Raw genomic sequence first — 20,065 nt, forward strand, 5'->3', positions numbered from 1 at the left:
TGAATCCTAATCTTCAGTTTTCACTGAGTCGTTTTTTGAAACCCATACTTCTGATCGTCTGTTTTGCGCTCTTCCCTCTACCGTTGAATTAGATGCGATAGGCTGGGTTTCACCTAATGAACGAACGACAATGCGAGTTCTCTCCACGCCATCAGTACTCAAAACTTTGGACGTTGTTAAGGCTCTTTGCAGTCCCAGTTCTTGGTTGTAACCTTCAGAACCTTTGCTGTCGGTATGACCTTCTACTGTAATTGGGCTATCACCTTCGCTTAAAGACGACGCTAATTGGGTTAGCGCTTTATTGCCCATAGGAGTTAGGCTGGATTGATCAAAACCAAAATGCAGACGCGCAACCAAACCGTCGCTTTGTTGATGGTTATTTTGGTTACTGATCCAAGTCATACACCCAGACTTATCCAAACCTAGCTTTGACTCCTCCGCTAGGCGCTGTCTGAGTTTGCTACTTTCGGACTGTTGTTCGATTTGTAGAAAGCCCTGTCGATGTTGAGCAATCCCAACGGCATCATCCACACTCACACTATGTTGATACTCGCTGAATGTGTTGTCGCAATAGACGTTAAGTCCTTCCTCCGCCTTAATGGCAACGCTAAATGGCAGCGTTGATAGAGCGACTGCACCAATGACTAACTTCTTCATATTTTCCTCTAGTACAACTTAGTTATTCCGCTTGTTTTTGAGCCTTTGCGGATAAGTTCTTCAATCTTTTCAATTAATTCGTCTAGATTAGAGACATCAATAATATCTTCACGAGGGTCAACAACGCAGTCTTGAAAACCACTTTGTTGAGACGCGCGAAAGTCGATACCAATAACCCCTATGTATAAACCCGGAATCTCTTGCCTTGCTTTGTCACACATCCCCCAGTCCACAAGACCTTTGAGGATGCCGTTGTCTGGACTTTCCTGACCATCACTTAAAATCAGCAGCATTTTGATTTTCTTGTTGTACGCTTGCTGCTCTTCTTGGTCGGAACTGTTTGGATCACCTTCATGTAGGATCTGGGCCCCTCTCAAGATGCCTTGAAAAGCGGCAGTGCCACCATCTGCCCACATAGCATTGATGGGATTTAAGTCAGACAATTTGTTCGTTAGACGAAGATTGTAGAATTGCCTCGAATCATTCCTTCCATGCCCATTAAAGAGTTGGCTCTGATTAACACCATAATAATTCGACCGACGTGCTGACTTATCGGTAAACATCGTCGATACCGAGGAAGGTAAATCGACATAGTTGTATACATCTGCAACTTGGTATTGATCTAAGCGGATTACGTCTGCAATTCGTCTAGCGTATTGTTGGTCATTCCAACCGGGGCTAGGACAAAAAATTTGATTGTTAGCACAATTGATCACATGATTTTGCGAAAATCTACTCCAATAATCCCAGTCTATGTCGTTGTAAGTATAAGGAGATAGGTGGGTATTATAGCCATTGGTATAATTGAGCTGACTGGTCGTATTCGCTTGATTCCAGCCTATGATTTCTCTGGTTCTTACGTTATATGGTACGAAGCCAACACGATTAAGCAGTTTATCGCTGGTTGTATCTTCTCCTGGCTCATCACAAACGTCTTTCCACTCTCCATCAACATACTCTTGACGAGTTGATGTACAAAGGATGTTATTCGATATTTGACTAATCGCTGTTTTCAAATCATCGATTTTTTTATGTCGATTGGATCCCCACTTGTCTTTCATCGAACCTGAGAAATCGGACACAAATACAATGTCAATATTGTTGTCTGCAAGATAAGCCGGGTATTTCCTAGCCAGCGAACGTCCCGCTAAATCTTGCTGTTTATCAAATGAGGGAATAAAGCTACTCGCGAACCAAGAATCGTGTGTCGTTTTTGCATTCACCGTGTATTGAATATATTCCAGCACGCCTGCTCTATCGTCTGCGGCTTGGTAATAACGCTGAGCAGAAACGTTCATCGATTTAATGTCTCGTACGTAGCTTTCTACGTATTTCGCAGCCAATGTGCTAGCTGAGCCTGCTTGATCCTCAATAGTCACCGCCATAGCTGCGGCCTCGGCCGAATCTCTTAACCGGCTGGTCTCTTGCACGTAACGAGTCCCTTCAACGGCCCAAAAGGTGAATCCCATAATGGGTACAAGCAATAAGCCCATCCAGACTGCAGCCACGCCTTTCTGCCTGTGTACACTTCGATACTGATATTGCTGAGTTTTCATATCATTATCTCCCCGGCATTATTGAAGAGGAGGTAATAGCAACTGTCGTGCTTTTACCGCCGTTAAAGAAGGGTTTAAACCAAGAGGTCTGCTCTTCACACAAACTGACTCGATATAATGGGAACACAACCGCGTTTTCGACTGGCGCCAACTCCGCGTAGGAACGAATAGATTCGGTTTTGCAATTTAGGCTTTTGAATTTGCTACTCGTAAACACTGCGAGGTTCGTCTTGTTAGTTAGGGACTCTATTCTTATCGCGACATCCTCTGGTGGCATATCTAACATTCGGCCTGCCACTTCCGCTAGGTCCTTTAGATCAGCGTTGGTCACCGATAAGTTCTTCCCTGCCAGCACGTCCGCATCGAAATAACGGGTGCGCTCTTTAATAACATTGACCAAAGCGAAACTGGATCGATCAAGCTTGGCACGCACGAACAACTGATGACTCAGGTCAGCACCAAACAGATACACGCCCCATAACGCAGTAAGAACAAAAACTAGCTCAATCATAAATGAGCCCTTTTGGTATTTAATCGCCAATGCGGTTCGTTTACGGAGTGTCATCTTTCCACCCCTCATGTTCTAAGTTCAGAACCATAGTGCTCGATATATCTCTGTCTGAAGCGCCTGATAGTTTCAGTACCGGCGAATAACGGTAAGTCACGGTGATCTCTGCGAGGTCATAATTGAAACTCAAGGCTTGGCCGGAATGCCCCCTATCTCGAATAAAATCGTCGTAGGTTTGGTAGTAACGACCTTTAATAGAAAATCGCGAGCTATCAATTAAAAAATGCCACAAGTTCTCATCGTCTTCGATCAAGGATTTGAATTTGTCCTCGTACTGCTTGTTGACCCCTTTACCTTCATGAATTTTGGTATTTCTGATGGTTTCTCGAAGCGAGTATTCCGTCATATTCACAACGTAGATTTGGTAACTCGACTCAAAAATCGCGAAAGTAGCAAAAAACAAAATGAGCGCACCCATGACAAACTCAATCGCCGTCACTCCTTTCTGCCTATTAAAACTTCTCATCATTAACCCCTAACTTGAGTTAATTCTGTGGTAATGTTCAGAATCTCTTGGTCTGAGAAATCACCCTTGAGCAGCTTTCTGGCTGCATTCACTTGTTGCGTTTTAATCAAGGCGATGGCTAGATTTGCCTTAACTACTTTATTTGCCGGATTGTCTTTTAAAACTGGCGTGAGCATTGCTATTGCCTGTTCGTATTCACCATTAGCCATGTGAATCATCGCGATGTTGTTTTTGATTACGACATCGTCATAACCACGCAAACGGGCATTATTCAATTCTTGATAAGCAGCATCGTATTGGCCTGCTTTGGTATAGGACACCGCAAGCAAAACATGCACTTGCCCTGATGAGTTGCCAGACTTGATGGAAGACAAATAGGCCGAGATCGCACTAGCCATGTCGTTCTTAGCATCAAATACTTGTCCCGCTAGCTGATACAAGCTTGGCGTTTCAACGCCTTCTTTTTGTAGATGCTGAACATAGAAATTGGCCGATTCAATATCCCCTTTATGGAAATACGCCCACGCCAATTTTTCCTTTACTTGTGGATCTTGAGAACCTTGCTCTAACATGGATTTGTAATGGCTGATTAAGCCGTCGTAGTTTTTCACTTTTTCCATGTTAGTGACGTCGTCTTGTACCTGGCTCTGTTGCGAAGAGGTCGACTGACAGCCCGCCAAAATGCCCAACGTAAGCAATACAATAGAAATACGTTTTCCAATCACTGGTTATTCCTCTATATATTTAGCGTCATCTGCATGATTCCCGGTGCGAGAATCAGAATCACGATTGGAAACATGATGAAAAGGATCAAAGGCACACTCATCTTCGCAGAGAGTTTTCCGACCTTTTCTTCCACAGTAAGAATTTGAACTTTTCGCATGTCCTCCGCGAGATCACTCAATACTTGAGCCACAGACGTACCGTATTGCAGGTTTTGAATAATGGTCAGCACAAAGCTTCGTATCGGTGGCGTTGGTATACGCTCACTAAGATCGTTTAACGCCTTTTCTAGGCCATGTATTTTCGCGGAGTCCGATGTGCGTTTGATTTGATAACAAAGGTCTGAATCAAACTCGGCCAATTCTTTTCCGAGGTAAACTAATGCAGCCTCTATCGTCATACCGGTTTGAACACAAACGGACATCATGTCTAACAGATATGGTAGTTGAGCAGACGTCTTTCTAATCAAGATCTTGCGGCGCATTTGAAGCAACGAGTCTGGGCCAACAATCACAGCAATAAGCGTGAAAGTAATGACGATAAGTTGGTTGCTCTGTGTCATGTCCGACAGCAACACAAACCCTGACACCAAGCCCAGTACCAACAATTTGGCAGGAAAGTAAAACTTCGCCCACTCCGTGTTGTAGTAGCCGGCCTCTATCATTTTCTGTTCTAATTCTTGGCGGTGTTCTTTACCAAAACGAACAAAAAATCGATTAACACGAGATGGCGAACGATGCGCATTCCCCCCTACATATAACGCAATCTTCTTGCGTCTTTGTTCTGTACGAAGTGAATCGAATATCAGAAAAAGTAACGATACGAACAGCACAATAAGAGCAGTCAATAGCATCATGCGCGCACACCTCTTACCAACAGCCAAACAATAAATAACCCGAAGAACTCACTGCCAAGAACATAAAACAGCACGAGTCGGCCAGATGGGTCATACAAAACAAAATTCACGTTATCTGGGTTTACGTAGTTAAGGATGATCATGAAAATCAACGGAATCGCTGCAACGATCTTGGCCGAGATTCTTGCTTCCGAGGTCATCGCCATTTTCTTTTTCTCTAGCGTTCTGGCATCTACGAGTACGCGAATAAGCCTTGCTAACACGCCTTTTAACTGGCCGCCTCGAGCAATGTTTGCTCTTAGTGTTACGGTAAAGAACAGAAATTCCGGATATGGGTAGTTTTTACACGAACGCTGCAATACAACCTCAGGAGACTCACCTAATTTCAGTCGGTCTCCCATCAACTTGAATTCACGACCAATCGAGTTATCCATCACGTCGCCAACGTAGCTGATGGCTTGCATTAAACTGTCACCAGCCGTAACTGCACTCATGAGAATATTCAGAGCATCTGGAAAAGTGTTTTCAAAGTCTCTGCGTCTTCTTGTCACCAAATACCGGTAACCAAACAAGGTTAGTAACACTGACAACCCTAGCGTTAGCCAGATGCTGGACATCAAGAGCAACTTAACGACAAAGTACCAAGAGACAATAAGGCTACCTGTAATGTACAGAGCGATATAAAGAGATGAACGCGGTCCCAAAACTTTAAGAGTTGGCGAGATCGACTCTTTAAACTTCTGCCAGCTTTGTTTGCGTACCAGAGATTTAACGTTGATTGCGTTGAAGTTTTCCGCTTCAACTTCTTCAATATTGAAAAACTGATCGACCTTTTTAACCTTTGAATCTCGGACTAAAAGCAGAACGAAGGCAAAGAGGATAAGCGAGAGCCAAAGCATGCTATATCCCCTTAAACGATGCCATCAGCTCATCATAAAGCCCGAAGAATTGGGCTTTTTTCACAAGCTCAGATCGTTGCATGATGCCACTCGTTACAAAGTCACCTTTAACGGTTTCTCCAAAGTGGGTATCGTCGTAACGGAAACGGTAGATCTCTTCCATCACTACGCTATCACCCTCTAACCCAACGATTTCAGAGATGCTAGTGATCTTACGAGAACCATCGCGCAGTCGGTTAACCTGCACAATCATTTGCACCGCACTGACGATTGTTCTTCGAATTGCATCAAGAGGTTGGTTTAGGTTCGCCATCATGACCATGGATTCAACACGAGCAATCGCATCACGTGGTGTATTGGCGTGCAACGTCGACATCGAACCATCGTGGCCGGTGTTCATCGCTTGCAGCATTTCAAATGCTTCAGAGCCACGACACTCACCAAGAATGATGCGGTCCGGGCGCATACGCAGCGCATTGATAACCAAGTCACGCTGGTTCACCGCGCCAGTTTGTTCAACGCTGGAAGTTCGCGTTTCTAATCGAACCAAGTTTGGTTGTTGCAAACGCAGTTCGGCTGCATCTTCAATCGTGACAATACGTTCATCTTCTGCAATGTATTGAGATAGCGCGTTGAGTAACGTGGTTTTACCCGAGCCTGTACCGCCAGAAATAAGAACGTTCATTCGACAGCGAGAAGCGATCATCAGTACTCTTGCCATGTCTGGTGACATAGAACCAAAGCCAATTAAATCTTCAAAGCCGATGTTCTGCTCTCTGAACTTACGGATAGAAATTGAGGTTCCGTCCAGAGCAATCGGTGGAATAACGATGTTTACACGACTGCCGTCTTCAAGCCTTGCATCAACTGTTGGAGACAACTCATCCACACGTCTGCCAACACGCGATGCAATACGTTTTGCGATCGCCAATAACTGCTCTTCATTGACAAACGAGACTTCTGATTTTTGCACCTTACCGTGTCGTTCGAAGAAGATGTTATTCGGCCCGTTCACCATGATGTCTGAGATCGACTGATCTTCCACTAATGGTTGTAATGGCCCCAAACCAAACAGCTCATCAATGAGGCTTTTCACCAACCCAGACTTCATCATAGACGTGATCGGACGCTGGTAATTGTTGGCTAACAGATCAACTGCGGCTTGTATTTGTGATTCGAGGTCACGGCGGCTCATTTTCTGAACCGCTTCGGCGTCTAGCGCTTCGAATATCTGACCACGAAACGCGAGGTATAAGTCTTTGTTAGAACTCATTTAACACGTACCCTTTTCAACCAAGAACCCATGCCCTTTTGAGTCACAGGCTGACCATTGATCAACTTCACCAGCTGTTCCATAGAACGACTGATGTTACGGTCATGTTTGTGTGCTCGCTTCCCATCAATAATGATGTGCGACAATGATTTGCAATAATCGACTTCCAGATCGACAGAAGCACCTAAGTATTTAGGTAGATCGGGCTTTTGTAGTACATAAGCGTTTTCCGGGCGATGGTAGTTCACAACGGTGATGACTCGAGTACGAGACGATAGCGTAAGCTGCAAGTTGGCCATTTTTTCAAACAGTCGCTTTGCGCTTCTTGTTGACGACACAGAAGCATCAAGCACCAACACAACCACATCAAAGTTTTCTACCAAGAGTTGAGGTTCAACCTTAAAATCAACACCACCAGAAAAATCTTCAATGATGAAGTTGGTATTACGAGCTAATAGATCACAAAGCGTTTGGTTGTAGTTGAGGATATCGTTCTGGCTCATATCGCCATCAATCGCCAACACACGTAGATTTTTTCGTGCATTGAACAGGTAGCTCAATGCTCCTTCCTCATCCATCTCATGCAATGGCGCAGTGAACTCGTCTATGGCACGGGATTTAAAGTCTTTTAGTCCCAGCAGAACGTCGATATTGGTGTCCGCATATTGATGGTCGACAAGAATCGTATCGCTACCTTGAGTAGAGAGCAGTGAACTCAACTCGGTAGTAATGAAGGATGCTCCAACCCCGCCTTTCGAACCAACAACCGCGACACGCTTTGCTTTACGCTTCTGACTTACGCCAGAAAATGTCTTGAGGTTTTTATTCACGTGATTCAAGAAGTCAGCAAACTCTTGTTTATTGACTGGCCAAAAAACGTAATAAAAGCCCATCTCTTTGAGAGAACGAAGCGTCGAGATCGCGTCTTCCTTGCCAATTACGACCACCCCTTTATGAGTTGGCACTTTACTGGCAAACGCTTTAGCATCTTCAACAACGCTGCGGGATTCATTCAGTTCAAGGATGACGATGTGACTGCTTTGTTGCTCTGTCAGCTTGGTTGAGCCCGAGTTCGCTTTTACGCAATCAGGATCATTCCAGCCTTCAAAACGGAACACTTCTTGAACTAGGTTCAAACACTCTTGTGATTGATAAAATAGCGTACAACCAGCGACCCCTGTCGTTGTGGATGGTGCGGGCTTTGCCTTGGTCGTTAGGGCTTTCGTCAGATCAAACATGATTATTCACCTATCAATCGAGACTTATCGGATACTTGCTTTAAACGCATCGATTCGACAAAACAATCTGGTTGTCCAATTCGAGCCTGAAACTTTGCTGGCAAGCATTGTTGAGTCTTCAAACGCGTTAACGTCACATGAATATTGAGATCGCTCGACAAAGAAGGCCTAGAGCGGTACTCAACTCTTTGTGGTGCGATGATATGTGCCGGATACTGCCTAAAGATCGGCTCCAACATCGTTTTAGCGCGTGTGGATTTGTACTCCACGACGTAAGTAGCGCCTTTATCCATCGACTCAATATCGCGAATAAGTTGCTCAATCTTCTTAGCAGTTTCAGTGCGCTTTTTGATTGCAAACTCAAAACTGTGGTTTTCTTTATAGACAATCGCTTCTGCGCCATTGCCTCCGAAATACCGCTCGTTTGCACAACCTAGGAGTGATGATGTCAACAAAGCAATGAATACAAGGTTCTTCATTGGATAAACCCTCCTTCCGACAACAAACGAATCGTGGCATCAGACGACGCAATAGAATCTTTATTGGATTCGATGTTCAACCAACGAGCCAATGTTGACGTTTTTTTGATGTACGGTAGTTGCACATCTTTCGGCTTAATAGGCTCAACTAGGTTTACCGTTGCCACGATAATCAATTCCGTGCGCTTTCTTTCAGTCGTGGCTTTGCGAAACGCAGCACCTAATATTGGGATATCGCCGACAAAGGGAATTTTTTGCATTTTTTCTAGGTCAGCGCTGCTCATCAAGCCACCTAGAATAAAGCTGTCGCCATCGGCCAACTCAACCGTTGTTAACGCTCGTCGTGAAGCCAGTTGGGGCACTTTTACACCCGCTGCTTCTACGTAGCTTTCGACCTCACTCACTTCCGGTGCGAGTTGCATGCGAATTTTGTCTTGGCTTAGAACCTTCGCTGTCAGGTCGAGTTTTATGCCGAACTCTTTGAACGAAATGTTTACGTTGTTATTGGTCGAAACGATAACCGGCACTTCTCCACCAACTAAAAAACTAGCCGATTCACCAGATAGCACCGTCAGGTTTGGTTCTGCCAATACTTCAGCAACTTGATCATTGCCTAAAGCGGTAATTAACGTACTTAGATTCGCGGCATCAAACTGGTCGAACACAAACTCACCAACGCTCGAACCGACAGAGCTCCAATCCACACCCACTGTTTTACCGAAGGATTCTGTCACTTGTGCCACTGAGATCTTGACGTTCACCTGCTGCGTTGTCGCAACCTGAATACGCTCAACAATCCCTTTCCAGGTCATGTTACGTGCGAAAATCATTCCTTCGGGCTCTTCGTACTGGGCGTAGTCAGATTTGAATTCAAACTTATAAGTTTTATCCCACTTCTCTGTTTTTTCGCGCCCAAGTAACGTTGCAACTAAACGGTAGATTTCGTCACGCGTCTCTTCTGAGTCAACAACACCACTCACAGCAACTTGCTCGCCTACCGACTGAACCGTAACCTTTGCATCCGGGAAATGAAATTTGAGCTGACGTCTAATTTCGGTTAAATCCAAATCCACAATAATTCGGTCTGAAAGCAAGACATCCTCATCAATGCCATAAACAATCAAGCGGGACTGCCCGATACCATTGGCAAACACGACCAAGGTGGTGTCGTTAATAACTTTATAGTCCGCAACATCAGGGTTACTAATGAACACTTTGCCAATCGGCTGTTTAACCGAAATGTGCTGACCGTCATTTAGCGTGATTGAACGATCAGCAGCGTGAGTTTTTGTCACAAAAAACAAGCAAAAAAACAGGGACGCGATAAATATTGAAAGTGATTGGCTAATTCGAGGTTGTATTACCATTACAAAGCCTCCCTTCGATCAATGACATTGCCACGTAGTTCTTCAATGCCGGTGTAATTATCAATAACATTGCGCACTTCAGCGTACTCTGGTTTGTTATAAGTTTGGCTTCGATATATTTCGATGTGCATGGTTCGTTGCGCCAAAGCAAGCTTCGCCAAGTCGTCCGGTTTCACCTCAATAACAACCGTTGTCAGGCCGTTTTCCTTACTTGGAGAGCGGGCAGTAACAGAACTGTCACCCTTGGCATCATCACCGATGTTAAGTACCTTGACATGCTTTAAGAACATTGACGCTTTAACGCCCTTAAAACGTTTAGGCTTATCAATATTCTGAGCTAGGTTATCGTTAGGAGAACTGACCGTGAGAATGTCAATGAACGACCCAGGACGAATGTAATCATTGATTAAGTTCTGGTCGCTTACTTCAAGTGGATATAATGTCATTCCTTCCGTTACCAGAAGATCGATATACCCAGGTTGTCCGGGGCTCACTTGATATTCCGGTAATACGACATCACCTAGATCCAAACTTCTATTGAGCAAAATAGATGGTGAGAAACTGATTTGAGCATCTTCCCTAACGCCCAGTGCCAATGCTTCGTTTAGAGGAAGCTGTTGTTTAACCACACCTTGGGCACTGATAGCATGCCCTTTTTCATAAGCTTCTGTGGTCATCCAAACAGCAACGTATTCTTCGTTTGTGTTCTCCACCACTGCAGCAGTCGCTATCGGTTGAGGGTCGCTTTTGAATAAGTCGATAACGCCTAACGCACCCACTATCAAAGCGACGATAGCAACAAGTAATACCAGTCGAGATCTCATATTGTGCCTATTCTTGGAGGTTTAAATATGTGGCGTGTTTTGAGTTAAAATGATTAAGTAAAATCCAATGCTTATTGCTATCCCATATGGAATGCCTTCTTGCGTGTTAGACGTATTAGTTACCAATTTTCGGCTAACTAAATAAATAATCGCCAAAAATCCACCAGCAAACGCCGTCATAACAAGGCTCCAAGGTAAATCTTTGAGCGGGATGACTAGGGACAAAACCGCTGCGTATTTAATATCACCGGCTCCAACCCAAATCAGAGCGTATAGAATTAGCCCGCCTCCTAACATCAGCAAAAAGGTGATAAATTGAAGGTCTAGTGGTGACAAAAAGCACTGAAACAAAAGCAGTATAAACAAAGTATGGTTGTGTATTTTTCGATGAAGCAGATCAACGATGGATACATATAAACACACTATGAACAATACCAACAAATACAATTCATAACTCAAAACAAAGACTCTTGCCTGAATATATATTAGTTAATAATAATATTTTTAAGACATCAAAAATTAACAGAGCCAGACCGATGAAAACAAAGGTCTGGCACAAACATCTATCGATATTATTTATACTAGTAAGTAAGGTTTTCTTTTACTTGCTAGCAGTATCAATGGCACCTGCCACTTGATCAAATGCGCCTTCTAGTTTGCCGATAAAACCATCAGAGCCTACTGCAGTAGTTACTAATACAGCCATTGCTACTGCAATCAGACCATATTCAATCGCAGTTACACCACGTTCGTCGTTCTTGAATTTTGATAAAAATAGGCTTGTTTGTACGTATAGTTTAGTGATCATGATCGTTCCTATGAGTTAAATTTATAAAAGAGGCGCCAGTCTAATTAATACCTTTAACCAAGAAAAAATAGCACCTATTGATAAAATCGATAGGATGCGTAAATAACACTCAAAATTACCAAATAAATACCGAACACTTTTTAAACAAAAACTTAAAATACAATACCTTAGCTTAATTTTTTACACTGCGATGACAGTAAAAATGACTATTTGATAGTTTTAAAAATTGGAACAAGGGTCATCAATAGAGTGATAGCTCTACATATTAATTAATAATTCAACACAAACCAATTGATACGAGTGATAATCAATTATGCCATATAGGAATATGTTGGCGACGGTTTAATGTAAAAATAATTAACCATGGTTTATAAAACCTGTTGAAATATGAGAATCATCACGCTATATATACGAACAATAAACCTAAAACTATAAATTACTTGCTTTTAAAAAGGTTGGTAGAATCATGAAACTACAATTCGAAAATATTGTTTCGTTCGTAGCTGTAGTTGAGGAAGGTTCATTTAGCTCCGCAGCTCGGAAGCTTGGCAAATCCCAATCTACTGTTAGTACTGCTGTTCAGAACCTGGAATCAGACTTAGGCTTCAATTTATTTAATCGACAATATTCTAAAGTCTGGCTGACCGAGAAAGGGAAACGTCTATTCCATTTGTCTGCCCCTGTTGTTTCAAAGTATCGAGAATTGATGACAACAGCACAGCAAATGAATATATCAGAGCAAATCGTTTATCGTGTAGGCATTGATCCACTGGTATTCAATAAAGAAGTAAAGAAAACACTACTAGACTTTTCAGAAGCATTTCCTAATGTAGACTTGCTTGTTGTCACCAAACCAAGCTTTGTTTTGGGTAACTACATAAACGAAGGGAAGATCGATCTAGCCTTGGGAAACCCCTACCACAAAACAGGGAACGACTTTAATATTGATGAGTTGTTTTACGTCAACTGTTGGTGGGTGGCACACGAGGCCTTGACGAATATTGACAGTAACCCGTCGCAACGAGTCCTCTTAATGGATGGCAGCGAAGAGTTACTCAATTTATCTAACATAGCAGCCTATAATTTATGGCGTCTGGATGATTTGGGAACCATCCTAGACCTATGTAAAGCCCAAAAGGGCATTGCTTTTTTGCCAGAATTTCTCATCGAGGAAAATGAAAAAGAGAGCAAGCTAAGACGGATTAACGACCACCCAGATTTATTTGGTAAGCGAGTGACCGCTTCTCTATTTTGGCCAACACATTCCGATTTTAGTTTGTTCAACCAATGGATAAAAGGGGAGCTAAGAAGTAGTGTAGCCCCTCAACCAAAGTTCATGGCAGATTTAGCACAATAACCCACTCTATTTCTCTTTTTTCTAAACCTGCTTTCCAGAATGTAAAAGAGCCGCAGTTTGCGGCTCTTGTTCTATTCAATTGTGTTTAAAAACAGCTGATTCTTTACCCCGCACGATTAGAGTGCAGGTTCTACGTACCTTTAAAAATACAAAAGAAACTATAACAACGTTTTCGAAAAGAACTTATCAAGTTTGACTACGGCTTGATCAACATACTTGTTTTGATCGTAAAGGTCGAAATGTTGCGCCCCTTTAATCTCAAACAACTCAGCGTCAATGCCAGCATCTTTACCACGTTTTACCGCCACTTCGCTAAAATACGCCGATAGCGCTTCAGTCCCAACGACAGCCAAGAAAGGAGTGTCGCCAAGTAGCGCCATGTTTTCTGATGGGTTATAAGCGTAGCGTGTATCTAGAGACATAGCAGCGCGCATTGGCGAATAGTTCTCAGCACTGCCACCACGCTCAGGGTTACGATAGTAATCAGCAGCGCGAACCCAAAACTCATTCATGGATTTGGCTTTTTCTGCAGATGGAATGCCATCAACAAGCACGACCTCACCTGTTTCGTAATACTTTTGACGTGCCTCGCTCGCCATTTGGATCTGCTGACGATATTGCTCAACCGGATCGCCCGTAAGTTGGTCCATATACTGAGTTGCCCCCCCCATACCATAGTCAGTAAAGTCAACAAAGCCACTGACTGTTGCTACAGAGTCTAAACGGGTATCCTGCATTGCAACTTGTAAGCTGTAACCAGCACCAGAGCAAATGCCTAGCTCACCGATGCGCTGAGGGTCAACGCCTGGAAAATGACTCAAGAATGTAATGGCATTCTTAATATCTTCAACCTTCATTGGCGCATTTTCCATACCGCGAGGATAACCACCACTTTCACCGTAAGTACGATGGTCAAAAGCTAGGGTAATATAGCCTTTTTTTGCCATTTTCTCGGCGTAAATACCTGCGGTTTGCTCTTTAACACCACTGGCTGGCGTAATCACTACAAGCGCTGGATAGTTTTTGCTTTCGTCATAATTGGGTGGCAAGAACACATTGCCAGCAATACGAACATTCTCACTAAGAAAAGCAACTTTATTTTTGCCATCGTGATAGTCAGCACCCAAGAAGGTTTCCGCAGCAACAGATGTTGTTCCTAAAACGGCACTCGCAACTAACGAAAGGGGGATTAATTTAGTAGTTTTCATATCTTACTCCATAGATTTCTGAGGTTTGCAACGTTCCCCGCTGCAACAGATGTATGTTATGAAAACCATAAGTGTTGATATATAGCACTCAAATCAATTCACTGTTGCTATTAAACAACAATTAAAGAGATACATTTATAGAGATAGTCACAGATATACGCAAGTAAGGCATGACTTAATTACTTGGAGAGATAGTTTAAAGCATGACAATTTTTGCTAGCTATAGCCTGCCGCCGTTTTTTTATTCGACTTCATGCGCCCGGGGTTGAACTAACCGGTATCCTCTCGCTAGCGTCACTTCTAAACAAAAAAGCCAGCGTTGAATCAATCAACACTGGCTTTTGTTTAGTTAAACCGAAACGGGAATCAGTCTACAAAATACGGCAGTTGTTCTTCAGTCAGAGCACTGTCTCTGGCAAAGTCAGTATGCACCAGTACCCTGCTAACGTTCCAGTTAGTTAATTAAGTCTTGGTTAAATACCTTAGACTTAGCAAACATGTTTTCCATACTCGTCACATTAGACGTATTCCAATGACATATATCTTGGCTAAAGGCATGGGCAGACAAAACGGATGGCGTTATATGCTGCGCGAGCAAACGATTGATGAGTCGATCACGGACCAGTAAATCCAAGGCAGGATGTTTATGGATGCCGTAAACAGTGACCCTGAGGTACCAAAACGCCTGCATTTAGCCTTTAATCTCGACAACGTTGCCACTTAAGAACTGCGATATTTCTTGCAATTTTTTGCACTCTTCGCAATTTTATTAGACACAATATAAGCCATTCTGAGCACTATTAACTCTCGGCAAGCTCCGTTATTTCAAAAGGGCTAACGGCTCGTTAACTCTCATAAGCGGTGGCAGAATTGCGAAAAAATGAGTTCGAAAACACTGCAGGTGAGCAGGAGTGCGTTTTACGTGGATTAGGCATAGTTACCTTAGCTCTTGAAGAACCGACCTCATATCATTTACCTTTCTCACTACCCGCTCCACCCACATATGCAATAAGTGTTACATAAGAGCATTAAGCAATCTCACTTAAATATACATATCAATTAGACATCTTTATATTCAAATTGACTATACAAACAACTCATAACAATGGAGTCAGTTATGCTAAAAAATACCCTTTTATTATCAAGTTTTATATCTCTAGGTGCTACAGCTTCACCTATTCAGATTGATAGCTGCGAACAGTTGCTCAATCTTGAAGACAAAACCAACTCTGATTACGTGTTACTTCAAAATATTGATTGCTCAGGTTTTATTCATACCGAGCCAAAGTCATTCGCCGGGAACTTTGATGGTAATGGTTACGCGATATCAAACTTAACAATTTCAGCAACCAAAGGTGATGTGGGATTATTTTCCAGAATTAATGCTGGGGAAATCAAAAACCTTACCATCAGTAATTTCCAAATAAATACACAAAACAAAGAAGCCAAAACCGTTGGAGCTTTGGCCGGGTTACTAAACGGCGGGCTTATTAAAAACGTTACAATTACCGATTCAGCAATTTCAAACTCTGTAGGTTCTTGGGCTGTAGGTTTGCTTGTCGGTAGAGCCGATAGTGCTATGCTACAAGATATTGTTGTTCAACATAGCGCCTTAAGTTCATCCACAGATTCGAACAAAATTGGGGGCGTATCAGGTTGGTTAATAGAGGGCGCTGGCGCAAACAACATTAAGGTTAACGATGTTAAAATAACTGTCAAAAATAGTGGTTTTAATTACGTTGGTGGGATATTTGGAAATGTAAAACAAACAAAACTTGAATTGCTTGAGATAGCAGATAGCTCACTTAAAAGAAATGATTTAGGAAAAAGTGGGAGAAACGGGCTTTTAGTAGGACAACTAGATAAATCAACCATCACCAATGGCAGCGTCGTAAACGTTGTCCATAATCTAGTGCTTGGTAAATATAACGGTATTGCGGCTGGAACAATTTTACAGTCAGCAGATGATGAAGTTTTACTCGATAACATCTCTCACAATGATGTCGATAACTCATTACAGTGGCATTACGTTAACCCGAAAGAGACTTATAGAACTAACAATCTGTACCTCAATTTGAGTAACGAATCTACATTACCACCTTCTGTGTGTCGCTTCTAAGCGTAAGTATTTAGCTTTCATAATAAATAATCAGTACAATTTAGTGCCATGAGCATATCATTTAGATAGGTTCATGGTGCTATATGAGAGTAATTTGCCAGGAGTGTAGCGAGAAAGCCCGCATACAAAAGCCAAGCCGTATTTCAGCAGGATATGGCGATTTATATTATAGTTGTGGTGACCCTGAGTGAGACCATACCTTCTTAATGAGTCTCTCTTTCAGCCATACCCTTAGCCCTTCTGCTAAAACGACTTCAAAAAGGGCCTTTAGCCTAGTTAGAGCACTAGCCCCAGAACAACAGAAAGTGCTGAAACAACAGCTCTCGATGCTGTAGCTTAAATTCATAGGGCTATTCGCCTCATCGGCCATTTGAATGAACATCTTAATGGCTTTCACCCTGTTCGCTATCAAGCTTGCCTTGATTATCAGCGACAACCAATCCCATCAACGGCTGTCAGTTTCTGTAGTAATTGCGCTGAATATAATCAGTGTATTTTTTCTACCTTTACTTGAGTAACGGCTATTTACCGTATCAGTCTTTTGGCATTTCGTTTTTTGTTCAAAAAAAGAGCCGCAAACTGCGGCTCTTAATTTATCTATTTCAATTTAAGCAAAAACTTATTCTTTACCGAATACGTTGTTTTCCTGCTCTTGTACGCGGATGAAGGTAGTACGCTTGGTTAGCTCTTTAAGCTTTGCTGCACCTACGTAAGTACATGTTGAGCGAACACCGCCAAGGATGTCTTGGATAGTACCGTGAACGCTGCCACGGAATGGTAGAAGTACAGTTTTACCTTCAGCGGCACGGTAGCCAGCAACACCACCAGAGTGCTTGTCCATCGCGCTCTTCGACGACATTCCATAGAATTTCATGAACTTCTTGCCGTCTTGTTCGATCACTTCACCGCCTGACTCTTCGTGACCTGCTAGCATACCGCCTAGCATTACGAAGTCAGCGCCGCCGCCGAATGCTTTTGCAACGTCACCCGCACATGAACAGCCACCGTCACCGATGATCATGCCGCCAAGGCCGTGTGCAGCGTCACCACACTCAATGATTGCAGAAAGTTGAGGGTAACCAACACCTGTTTTAACACGTGTAGTACATACAGAACCTGGGCCGATACCCACTTTCACGATGTCTGCACCCGCTAGGATTAGCTCTTCACACATATCGCCAGTCACTACGTTACCTGCAGAGATAACTTTGTCTGGGAATGCAGCACGTACACGTTGTACGTACTCGACTAGGTGCTCTGAGTAACCGTTAGCGATATCGATACAGATGAAGATAAACTCATCAGAGATCGCCATGATGTCTTTGGTTTTTTGGAAGTCTGCATCAGACGTACCAGTAGACACCATAACGTTGTTTAGCGTTGTTTTGTCAGCTGTTTTCGCAAACTCTGCCCAGTCTTCTACTGTGTAGTGTTTGTGAACAGCGGTCATTACACCATGCTCTGCTAGTGCCTTCGCCATTGCGAAGCTACCAACCGAATCCATGTTCGCCGCAATTACAGGCACACCAGACCATTGACGGCCACTGTGCTTGAATGTAAAATCGCGGGTTAAATTTACTTGAGAACGGCTCTTAAGGGTTGAACGTTTCGGGCGAAACAGTACATCTTTGAAACCTAACTTAAGTTCTTGTTCGATACGCATTGTGTAATTCCTTGATTCATAAGTATATGTGTCATCTCAGAGTGCGTAGTGAAGTCGTTGGCAGACGAGTTCACTGTTCTTCGGACACAAAAAAACCGGAGCGTTGGCAGACGCTCCGGTTTTCAGCATTATAGGTCGTGATTTATTTCCTACAAGTCTGATATTTGAATTTTTTTTGTGATACCATCTTGGAAATCGCATATCAAAAACACCGCACCTCTCCCCAAAATCATAACTTCATTAACAATATCAGATAGTTAAAACCCACCACCATTTAATCCTTTGCGCAAACCTTTGCGTGAAACCGATAGCTTTTTACCGTTCAGATTCTCATAAATGCTCAAAATTGCATCAAACGGTCTTTAATCCTTGGATCAAACAAAAAATATTTCCTGATTTTTTCACGCTTCACATCACTCTTTTGCCATTTTTAGCGCTGTTTTCTCCGTTCAATAATCGTTTTTTAAGTTAATGGCATCTCGAAGTGATTCAATAACATCACTTGCCAATAACCCAATTTCGCCTTTTTGTTGAACATTAATGTCCGCAGCGTGACTATGAAGCATCACTCCCAAACGTGCAGCAACAGCAATAGGTAACCCTTTGGCAAGCAGCGCGGCAATCACACCAGAGAGCACATCACCCATTCCACCACTTGCCATTCCCGGATTCCCAGCAAGACACACGTACATTTTTACCCCATCATAGATAAGCGTCCCTGCCCCTTTCAGAACAACAACGCCGCCATAACGTTCATGAAGTTGTCTTGCTGCGGCAAAACGGTCTTGCTCTATGTCCTTTGTAGAGACATTAAGTAAACGGGCCGCCTCTCCGGGATGCGGTGTCATTACACGCTGTTCATCTCGTAGAACCACGACATCATTACGTTGATTCAGCATCGCAAGAATATTGAGTCCGTCTGCATCAACGACTTTCAGTTTGTGCTGCTGAGATAAGTATTGATAGGCTTGATGCGCCCATTCATCCTCACCGAAACCAGGACCAAAAGCTAAGGCATCCGCCCAACGTGTCCGTTTAATCAGTTCGTTGTCCTGCTCTTTTAGCTCATCAAACGTAATAGCCTGACTCATGACTTCTGGAGAGCCAACTTGCAATGGCAATAAAGAGCTCGGGTGTGTCAGAGCAGCCGTAAGTCCTGCGCCTGTTCTTACTGCAGCTGAGGCGCACAAGCGAATGGCGCCAGACATGCCTTGATTACCACCTATACATAAGAGCTTGCCATTATTCCCTTTGTGGGCTGTGGCTTTTCTTTCTGGCAGTAACCTTCTGATAATTAGATGATCGATGCCTAACGCACTTTCTTCTTCAATCGACTCAAACTCGACGTTTACACCCAAGCCAGAAAAATGCAGCTCACCGACGTAGTCTCTCGCCTGCCCTGTGCATAAGCCTTGCTTCACACCAATAAAAGTCACCGTATGATCCGCTTGTATGGCATCTCCGAGCACGGAACCTGTGTCTGCACTTAACCCCGAAGGAATATCGATTGAGATGACTGGACAATGAATTTGATTAACTTGATCAATGTAGCGACGATATTCATGCCTTACTTCACCAGAGAGCCCTGTACCAAGCATGGCATCAATGATAACGTCCGCCTCCAAAAGCGCTGTGTGCCAATCGCTCCAGCTGCTGTTCTCACCATCGATCGTTTGCCAATCTTCGAATGCTCGCAGCGCATCCCCTTTCAATGCTGTGGTGTCCCCTAGCTGGAAGACTCGGACGTTTAGCTGCGCCTGTTTTGCGAGAGTAGCAAACACATACCCATCCCCACCGTTGTTCCCTTTTCCGCAAACCACCAGCACAGTTCGAGCCTTTGGATAAAGGTGGAGAAATCGCTCGTAAACCGCCATACCAGCACGCTGCATCAAACTGTACATTGAGACTCCAGCCATTTGAGCTGCGATCACTTCTCCATTTCTGACTTGCTCTGCGGTATAGAGCTTGAGGGCGAGATTAAAATCCATAACGATATTCTACGGT

Annotated in this window: 20 protein-coding genes and 1 pseudogene; 3 read left to right on the plus strand and 18 right to left on the minus strand. The window is 43.3% G+C overall.

Features of this window, described 5'->3' with window-relative positions:
* Nucleotides 1-6 precede the first annotated feature (6 nt).
* From KIO97_RS13850 to KIO97_RS13915, 14 genes are all read right to left on the minus strand, one after another.
* Nucleotides 7-657 (minus strand): OmpA family protein, encoded by a 651-nt coding sequence (locus KIO97_RS13850; RefSeq protein ID WP_285383032.1) that lies wholly within the window; start codon nt 655-657, stop codon nt 7-9.
* Nucleotides 658-665: 8 nt separating this feature from the next.
* Complete coding sequence (locus KIO97_RS13855) at nt 666-2,213, minus strand: TadE/TadG family type IV pilus assembly protein (protein WP_285383034.1); 1,548 nt, start codon at nt 2,211-2,213, stop codon at nt 666-668.
* Between the two features lie 4 nt (nt 2,214-2,217).
* Nucleotides 2,218-2,778, minus strand: a complete 561-nt coding sequence (tadF, locus tag KIO97_RS13860; protein WP_045421221.1) for a tight adherence pilus pseudopilin TadF — start codon at nt 2,776-2,778, stop codon at nt 2,218-2,220.
* Nucleotides 2,765-3,247: a TadE/TadG family type IV pilus assembly protein gene (locus KIO97_RS13865; RefSeq protein WP_228175815.1), complete on the minus strand. Its 483-nt coding sequence runs from the start codon at nt 3,245-3,247 to the stop codon at nt 2,765-2,767. The genes tadF and KIO97_RS13865 overlap by 14 nt, the downstream gene beginning before the upstream one ends.
* A 2-nt stretch (nt 3,248-3,249) precedes the next feature.
* Nucleotides 3,250-3,972 carry a tetratricopeptide repeat protein gene (locus KIO97_RS13870; RefSeq protein ID WP_285383037.1) on the minus strand — a complete coding sequence of 241 codons (723 nt, stop codon included), beginning with the start codon at nt 3,970-3,972 and terminating at the stop codon, nt 3,250-3,252.
* 11 nt (nt 3,973-3,983) lie between these two features.
* Nucleotides 3,984-4,826 carry a type II secretion system F family protein gene (locus tag KIO97_RS13875; protein ID WP_005425863.1) on the minus strand — a complete coding sequence of 281 codons (843 nt, stop codon included), beginning with the start codon at nt 4,824-4,826 and terminating at the stop codon, nt 3,984-3,986.
* Nucleotides 4,823-5,725, minus strand: a complete 903-nt coding sequence (locus tag KIO97_RS13880; RefSeq protein ID WP_005425870.1) for a type II secretion system F family protein — start codon at nt 5,723-5,725, stop codon at nt 4,823-4,825. Before KIO97_RS13880 ends, KIO97_RS13875 begins: the two co-directional genes overlap by 4 nt.
* Before the next feature lies 1 nt (nt 5,726).
* Nucleotides 5,727-6,998 (minus strand): CpaF family protein, encoded by a 1,272-nt coding sequence (locus tag KIO97_RS13885; protein ID WP_005425931.1) that lies wholly within the window; start codon nt 6,996-6,998, stop codon nt 5,727-5,729.
* A complete protein-coding gene (locus tag KIO97_RS13890) occupies nt 6,995-8,236 on the minus strand; it encodes a P-loop NTPase (RefSeq protein ID WP_285383040.1) in 1,242 nt (413 codons plus the stop codon). Before KIO97_RS13890 ends, KIO97_RS13885 begins: the two co-directional genes overlap by 4 nt.
* Nucleotides 8,237-8,238: 2 nt before the next feature.
* Nucleotides 8,239-8,715: a hypothetical protein gene (locus tag KIO97_RS13895; RefSeq protein WP_285383042.1), complete on the minus strand. Its 477-nt coding sequence runs from the start codon at nt 8,713-8,715 to the stop codon at nt 8,239-8,241.
* Complete coding sequence (locus tag KIO97_RS13900; RefSeq protein ID WP_285383044.1) at nt 8,712-10,082, minus strand: type II and III secretion system protein family protein; 1,371 nt, start codon at nt 10,080-10,082, stop codon at nt 8,712-8,714. The genes KIO97_RS13895 and KIO97_RS13900 overlap by 4 nt, the downstream gene beginning before the upstream one ends.
* Nucleotides 10,082-10,906, minus strand: coding sequence for a Flp pilus assembly protein CpaB (locus KIO97_RS13905; protein WP_105065857.1), 825 nt, complete (start codon nt 10,904-10,906; stop codon nt 10,082-10,084). Before KIO97_RS13905 ends, KIO97_RS13900 begins: the two co-directional genes overlap by 1 nt.
* Nucleotides 10,907-10,927: 21 nt before the next feature.
* Entirely contained in the window at nt 10,928-11,353 is a 426-nt protein-coding gene (locus KIO97_RS13910) for a prepilin peptidase (RefSeq protein WP_182052326.1), read from the minus strand.
* Nucleotides 11,354-11,507: 154 nt separating this feature from the next.
* The gene (locus KIO97_RS13915; RefSeq protein WP_005425883.1) at nt 11,508-11,714 is read right to left on the minus strand and encodes a Flp family type IVb pilin; all 207 of its coding nucleotides are present in this window, start codon (nt 11,712-11,714) and stop codon (nt 11,508-11,510) included.
* Between the two features lie 466 nt (nt 11,715-12,180).
* On the opposite strand from KIO97_RS13915, the gene KIO97_RS13920 reads away from it, so the two are divergent.
* Nucleotides 12,181-13,071 carry a LysR family transcriptional regulator gene (locus KIO97_RS13920; protein WP_005425953.1) on the plus strand — a complete coding sequence of 297 codons (891 nt, stop codon included), beginning with the start codon at nt 12,181-12,183 and terminating at the stop codon, nt 13,069-13,071.
* Nucleotides 13,072-13,229: 158 nt separating this feature from the next.
* On the opposite strand, the gene KIO97_RS13925 is transcribed toward KIO97_RS13920, so the two are convergent.
* A complete protein-coding gene (locus KIO97_RS13925; RefSeq protein ID WP_167424206.1) occupies nt 13,230-14,279 on the minus strand; it encodes an alpha/beta hydrolase in 1,050 nt (349 codons plus the stop codon).
* Nucleotides 14,280-14,733: 454 nt separating this feature from the next.
* Nucleotides 14,734-14,796 carry a hypothetical protein gene (locus KIO97_RS27040; RefSeq protein ID WP_373417322.1) on the minus strand — a complete coding sequence of 21 codons (63 nt, stop codon included), beginning with the start codon at nt 14,794-14,796 and terminating at the stop codon, nt 14,734-14,736.
* Nucleotides 14,797-15,396: 600 nt separating this feature from the next.
* Between KIO97_RS27040 and KIO97_RS13935 the strand changes: the two genes are divergently transcribed.
* Both KIO97_RS13935 and KIO97_RS13940 read left to right on the plus strand, forming a co-directional pair.
* Nucleotides 15,397-16,398, plus strand: a complete 1,002-nt coding sequence (locus KIO97_RS13935; protein ID WP_285383050.1) for a ZmpA/ZmpB/ZmpC family metallo-endopeptidase-related protein — start codon at nt 15,397-15,399, stop codon at nt 16,396-16,398.
* A gap of 83 nt (nt 16,399-16,481) precedes the next feature.
* Nucleotides 16,482-16,733 (plus strand): annotated as a pseudogene (locus KIO97_RS13940) (transcriptional regulator).
* Nucleotides 16,734-17,017: 284 nt separating this feature from the next.
* On the opposite strand, the gene KIO97_RS13945 reads toward KIO97_RS13940, so the two are convergent.
* Both KIO97_RS13945 and KIO97_RS13950 read right to left on the minus strand, forming a co-directional pair.
* A complete protein-coding gene (locus tag KIO97_RS13945; protein WP_009704073.1) occupies nt 17,018-18,061 on the minus strand; it encodes a GMP reductase in 1,044 nt (347 codons plus the stop codon).
* Nucleotides 18,062-18,510: 449 nt separating this feature from the next.
* Nucleotides 18,511-20,049, minus strand: a complete 1,539-nt coding sequence (locus tag KIO97_RS13950; RefSeq protein ID WP_285383052.1) for an NAD(P)H-hydrate dehydratase — start codon at nt 20,047-20,049, stop codon at nt 18,511-18,513.
* Nucleotides 20,050-20,065 lie beyond the last annotated feature (16 nt).

It is taken from the genome of Vibrio sp. B181a (assembly GCF_030248375.1).
GTDB classification, from domain to species: Bacteria; Pseudomonadota; Gammaproteobacteria; order Enterobacterales; family Vibrionaceae; genus Vibrio; species Vibrio campbellii.

Excerpts from the sequence above, each read along its gene's own strand:
- KIO97_RS13885 (WP_005425931.1), bottom strand. The coding sequence starts at position 6,998 with ATGAGTTCTAACAAAGACTTATACCTCGCGTTTCGTGGTCAGATATTC.
- KIO97_RS13905 (WP_105065857.1), bottom strand. The coding sequence starts at position 10,906 with ATGAGATCTCGACTGGTATTACTTGTTGCTATCGTCGCTTTGATAGTG.
- KIO97_RS13945 (WP_009704073.1), bottom strand. The coding sequence starts at position 18,061 with ATGCGTATCGAACAAGAACTTAAGTTAGGTTTCAAAGATGTACTGTTT.
- KIO97_RS13915 (WP_005425883.1), bottom strand. The coding sequence starts at position 11,714 with ATGATCACTAAACTATACGTACAAACAAGCCTATTTTTATCAAAATTC.
- KIO97_RS13920 (WP_005425953.1), top strand. The coding sequence starts at position 12,181 with ATGAAACTACAATTCGAAAATATTGTTTCGTTCGTAGCTGTAGTTGAG.
- KIO97_RS13925 (WP_167424206.1), bottom strand. The coding sequence starts at position 14,279 with ATGAAAACTACTAAATTAATCCCCCTTTCGTTAGTTGCGAGTGCCGTT.
- KIO97_RS13850 (WP_285383032.1), bottom strand. The coding sequence starts at position 657 with ATGAAGAAGTTAGTCATTGGTGCAGTCGCTCTATCAACGCTGCCATTT.
- tadF (WP_045421221.1), bottom strand. The coding sequence starts at position 2,778 with ATGACACTCCGTAAACGAACCGCATTGGCGATTAAATACCAAAAGGGC.
- KIO97_RS13880 (WP_005425870.1), bottom strand. The coding sequence starts at position 5,725 with ATGCTTTGGCTCTCGCTTATCCTCTTTGCCTTCGTTCTGCTTTTAGTC.
- KIO97_RS13855 (WP_285383034.1), bottom strand. The coding sequence starts at position 2,213 with ATGAAAACTCAGCAATATCAGTATCGAAGTGTACACAGGCAGAAAGGC.
- KIO97_RS13865 (WP_228175815.1), bottom strand. The coding sequence starts at position 3,247 with ATGAGAAGTTTTAATAGGCAGAAAGGAGTGACGGCGATTGAGTTTGTC.
- KIO97_RS13890 (WP_285383040.1), bottom strand. The coding sequence starts at position 8,236 with ATGTTTGATCTGACGAAAGCCCTAACGACCAAGGCAAAGCCCGCACCA.
- KIO97_RS13900 (WP_285383044.1), bottom strand. The coding sequence starts at position 10,082 with ATGGTAATACAACCTCGAATTAGCCAATCACTTTCAATATTTATCGCG.
- KIO97_RS13895 (WP_285383042.1), bottom strand. The coding sequence starts at position 8,715 with ATGAAGAACCTTGTATTCATTGCTTTGTTGACATCATCACTCCTAGGT.
- KIO97_RS13935 (WP_285383050.1), top strand. The coding sequence starts at position 15,397 with ATGCTAAAAAATACCCTTTTATTATCAAGTTTTATATCTCTAGGTGCT.
- KIO97_RS13950 (WP_285383052.1), bottom strand. The coding sequence starts at position 20,049 with ATGGATTTTAATCTCGCCCTCAAGCTCTATACCGCAGAGCAAGTCAGA.
- KIO97_RS13875 (WP_005425863.1), bottom strand. The coding sequence starts at position 4,826 with ATGATGCTATTGACTGCTCTTATTGTGCTGTTCGTATCGTTACTTTTT.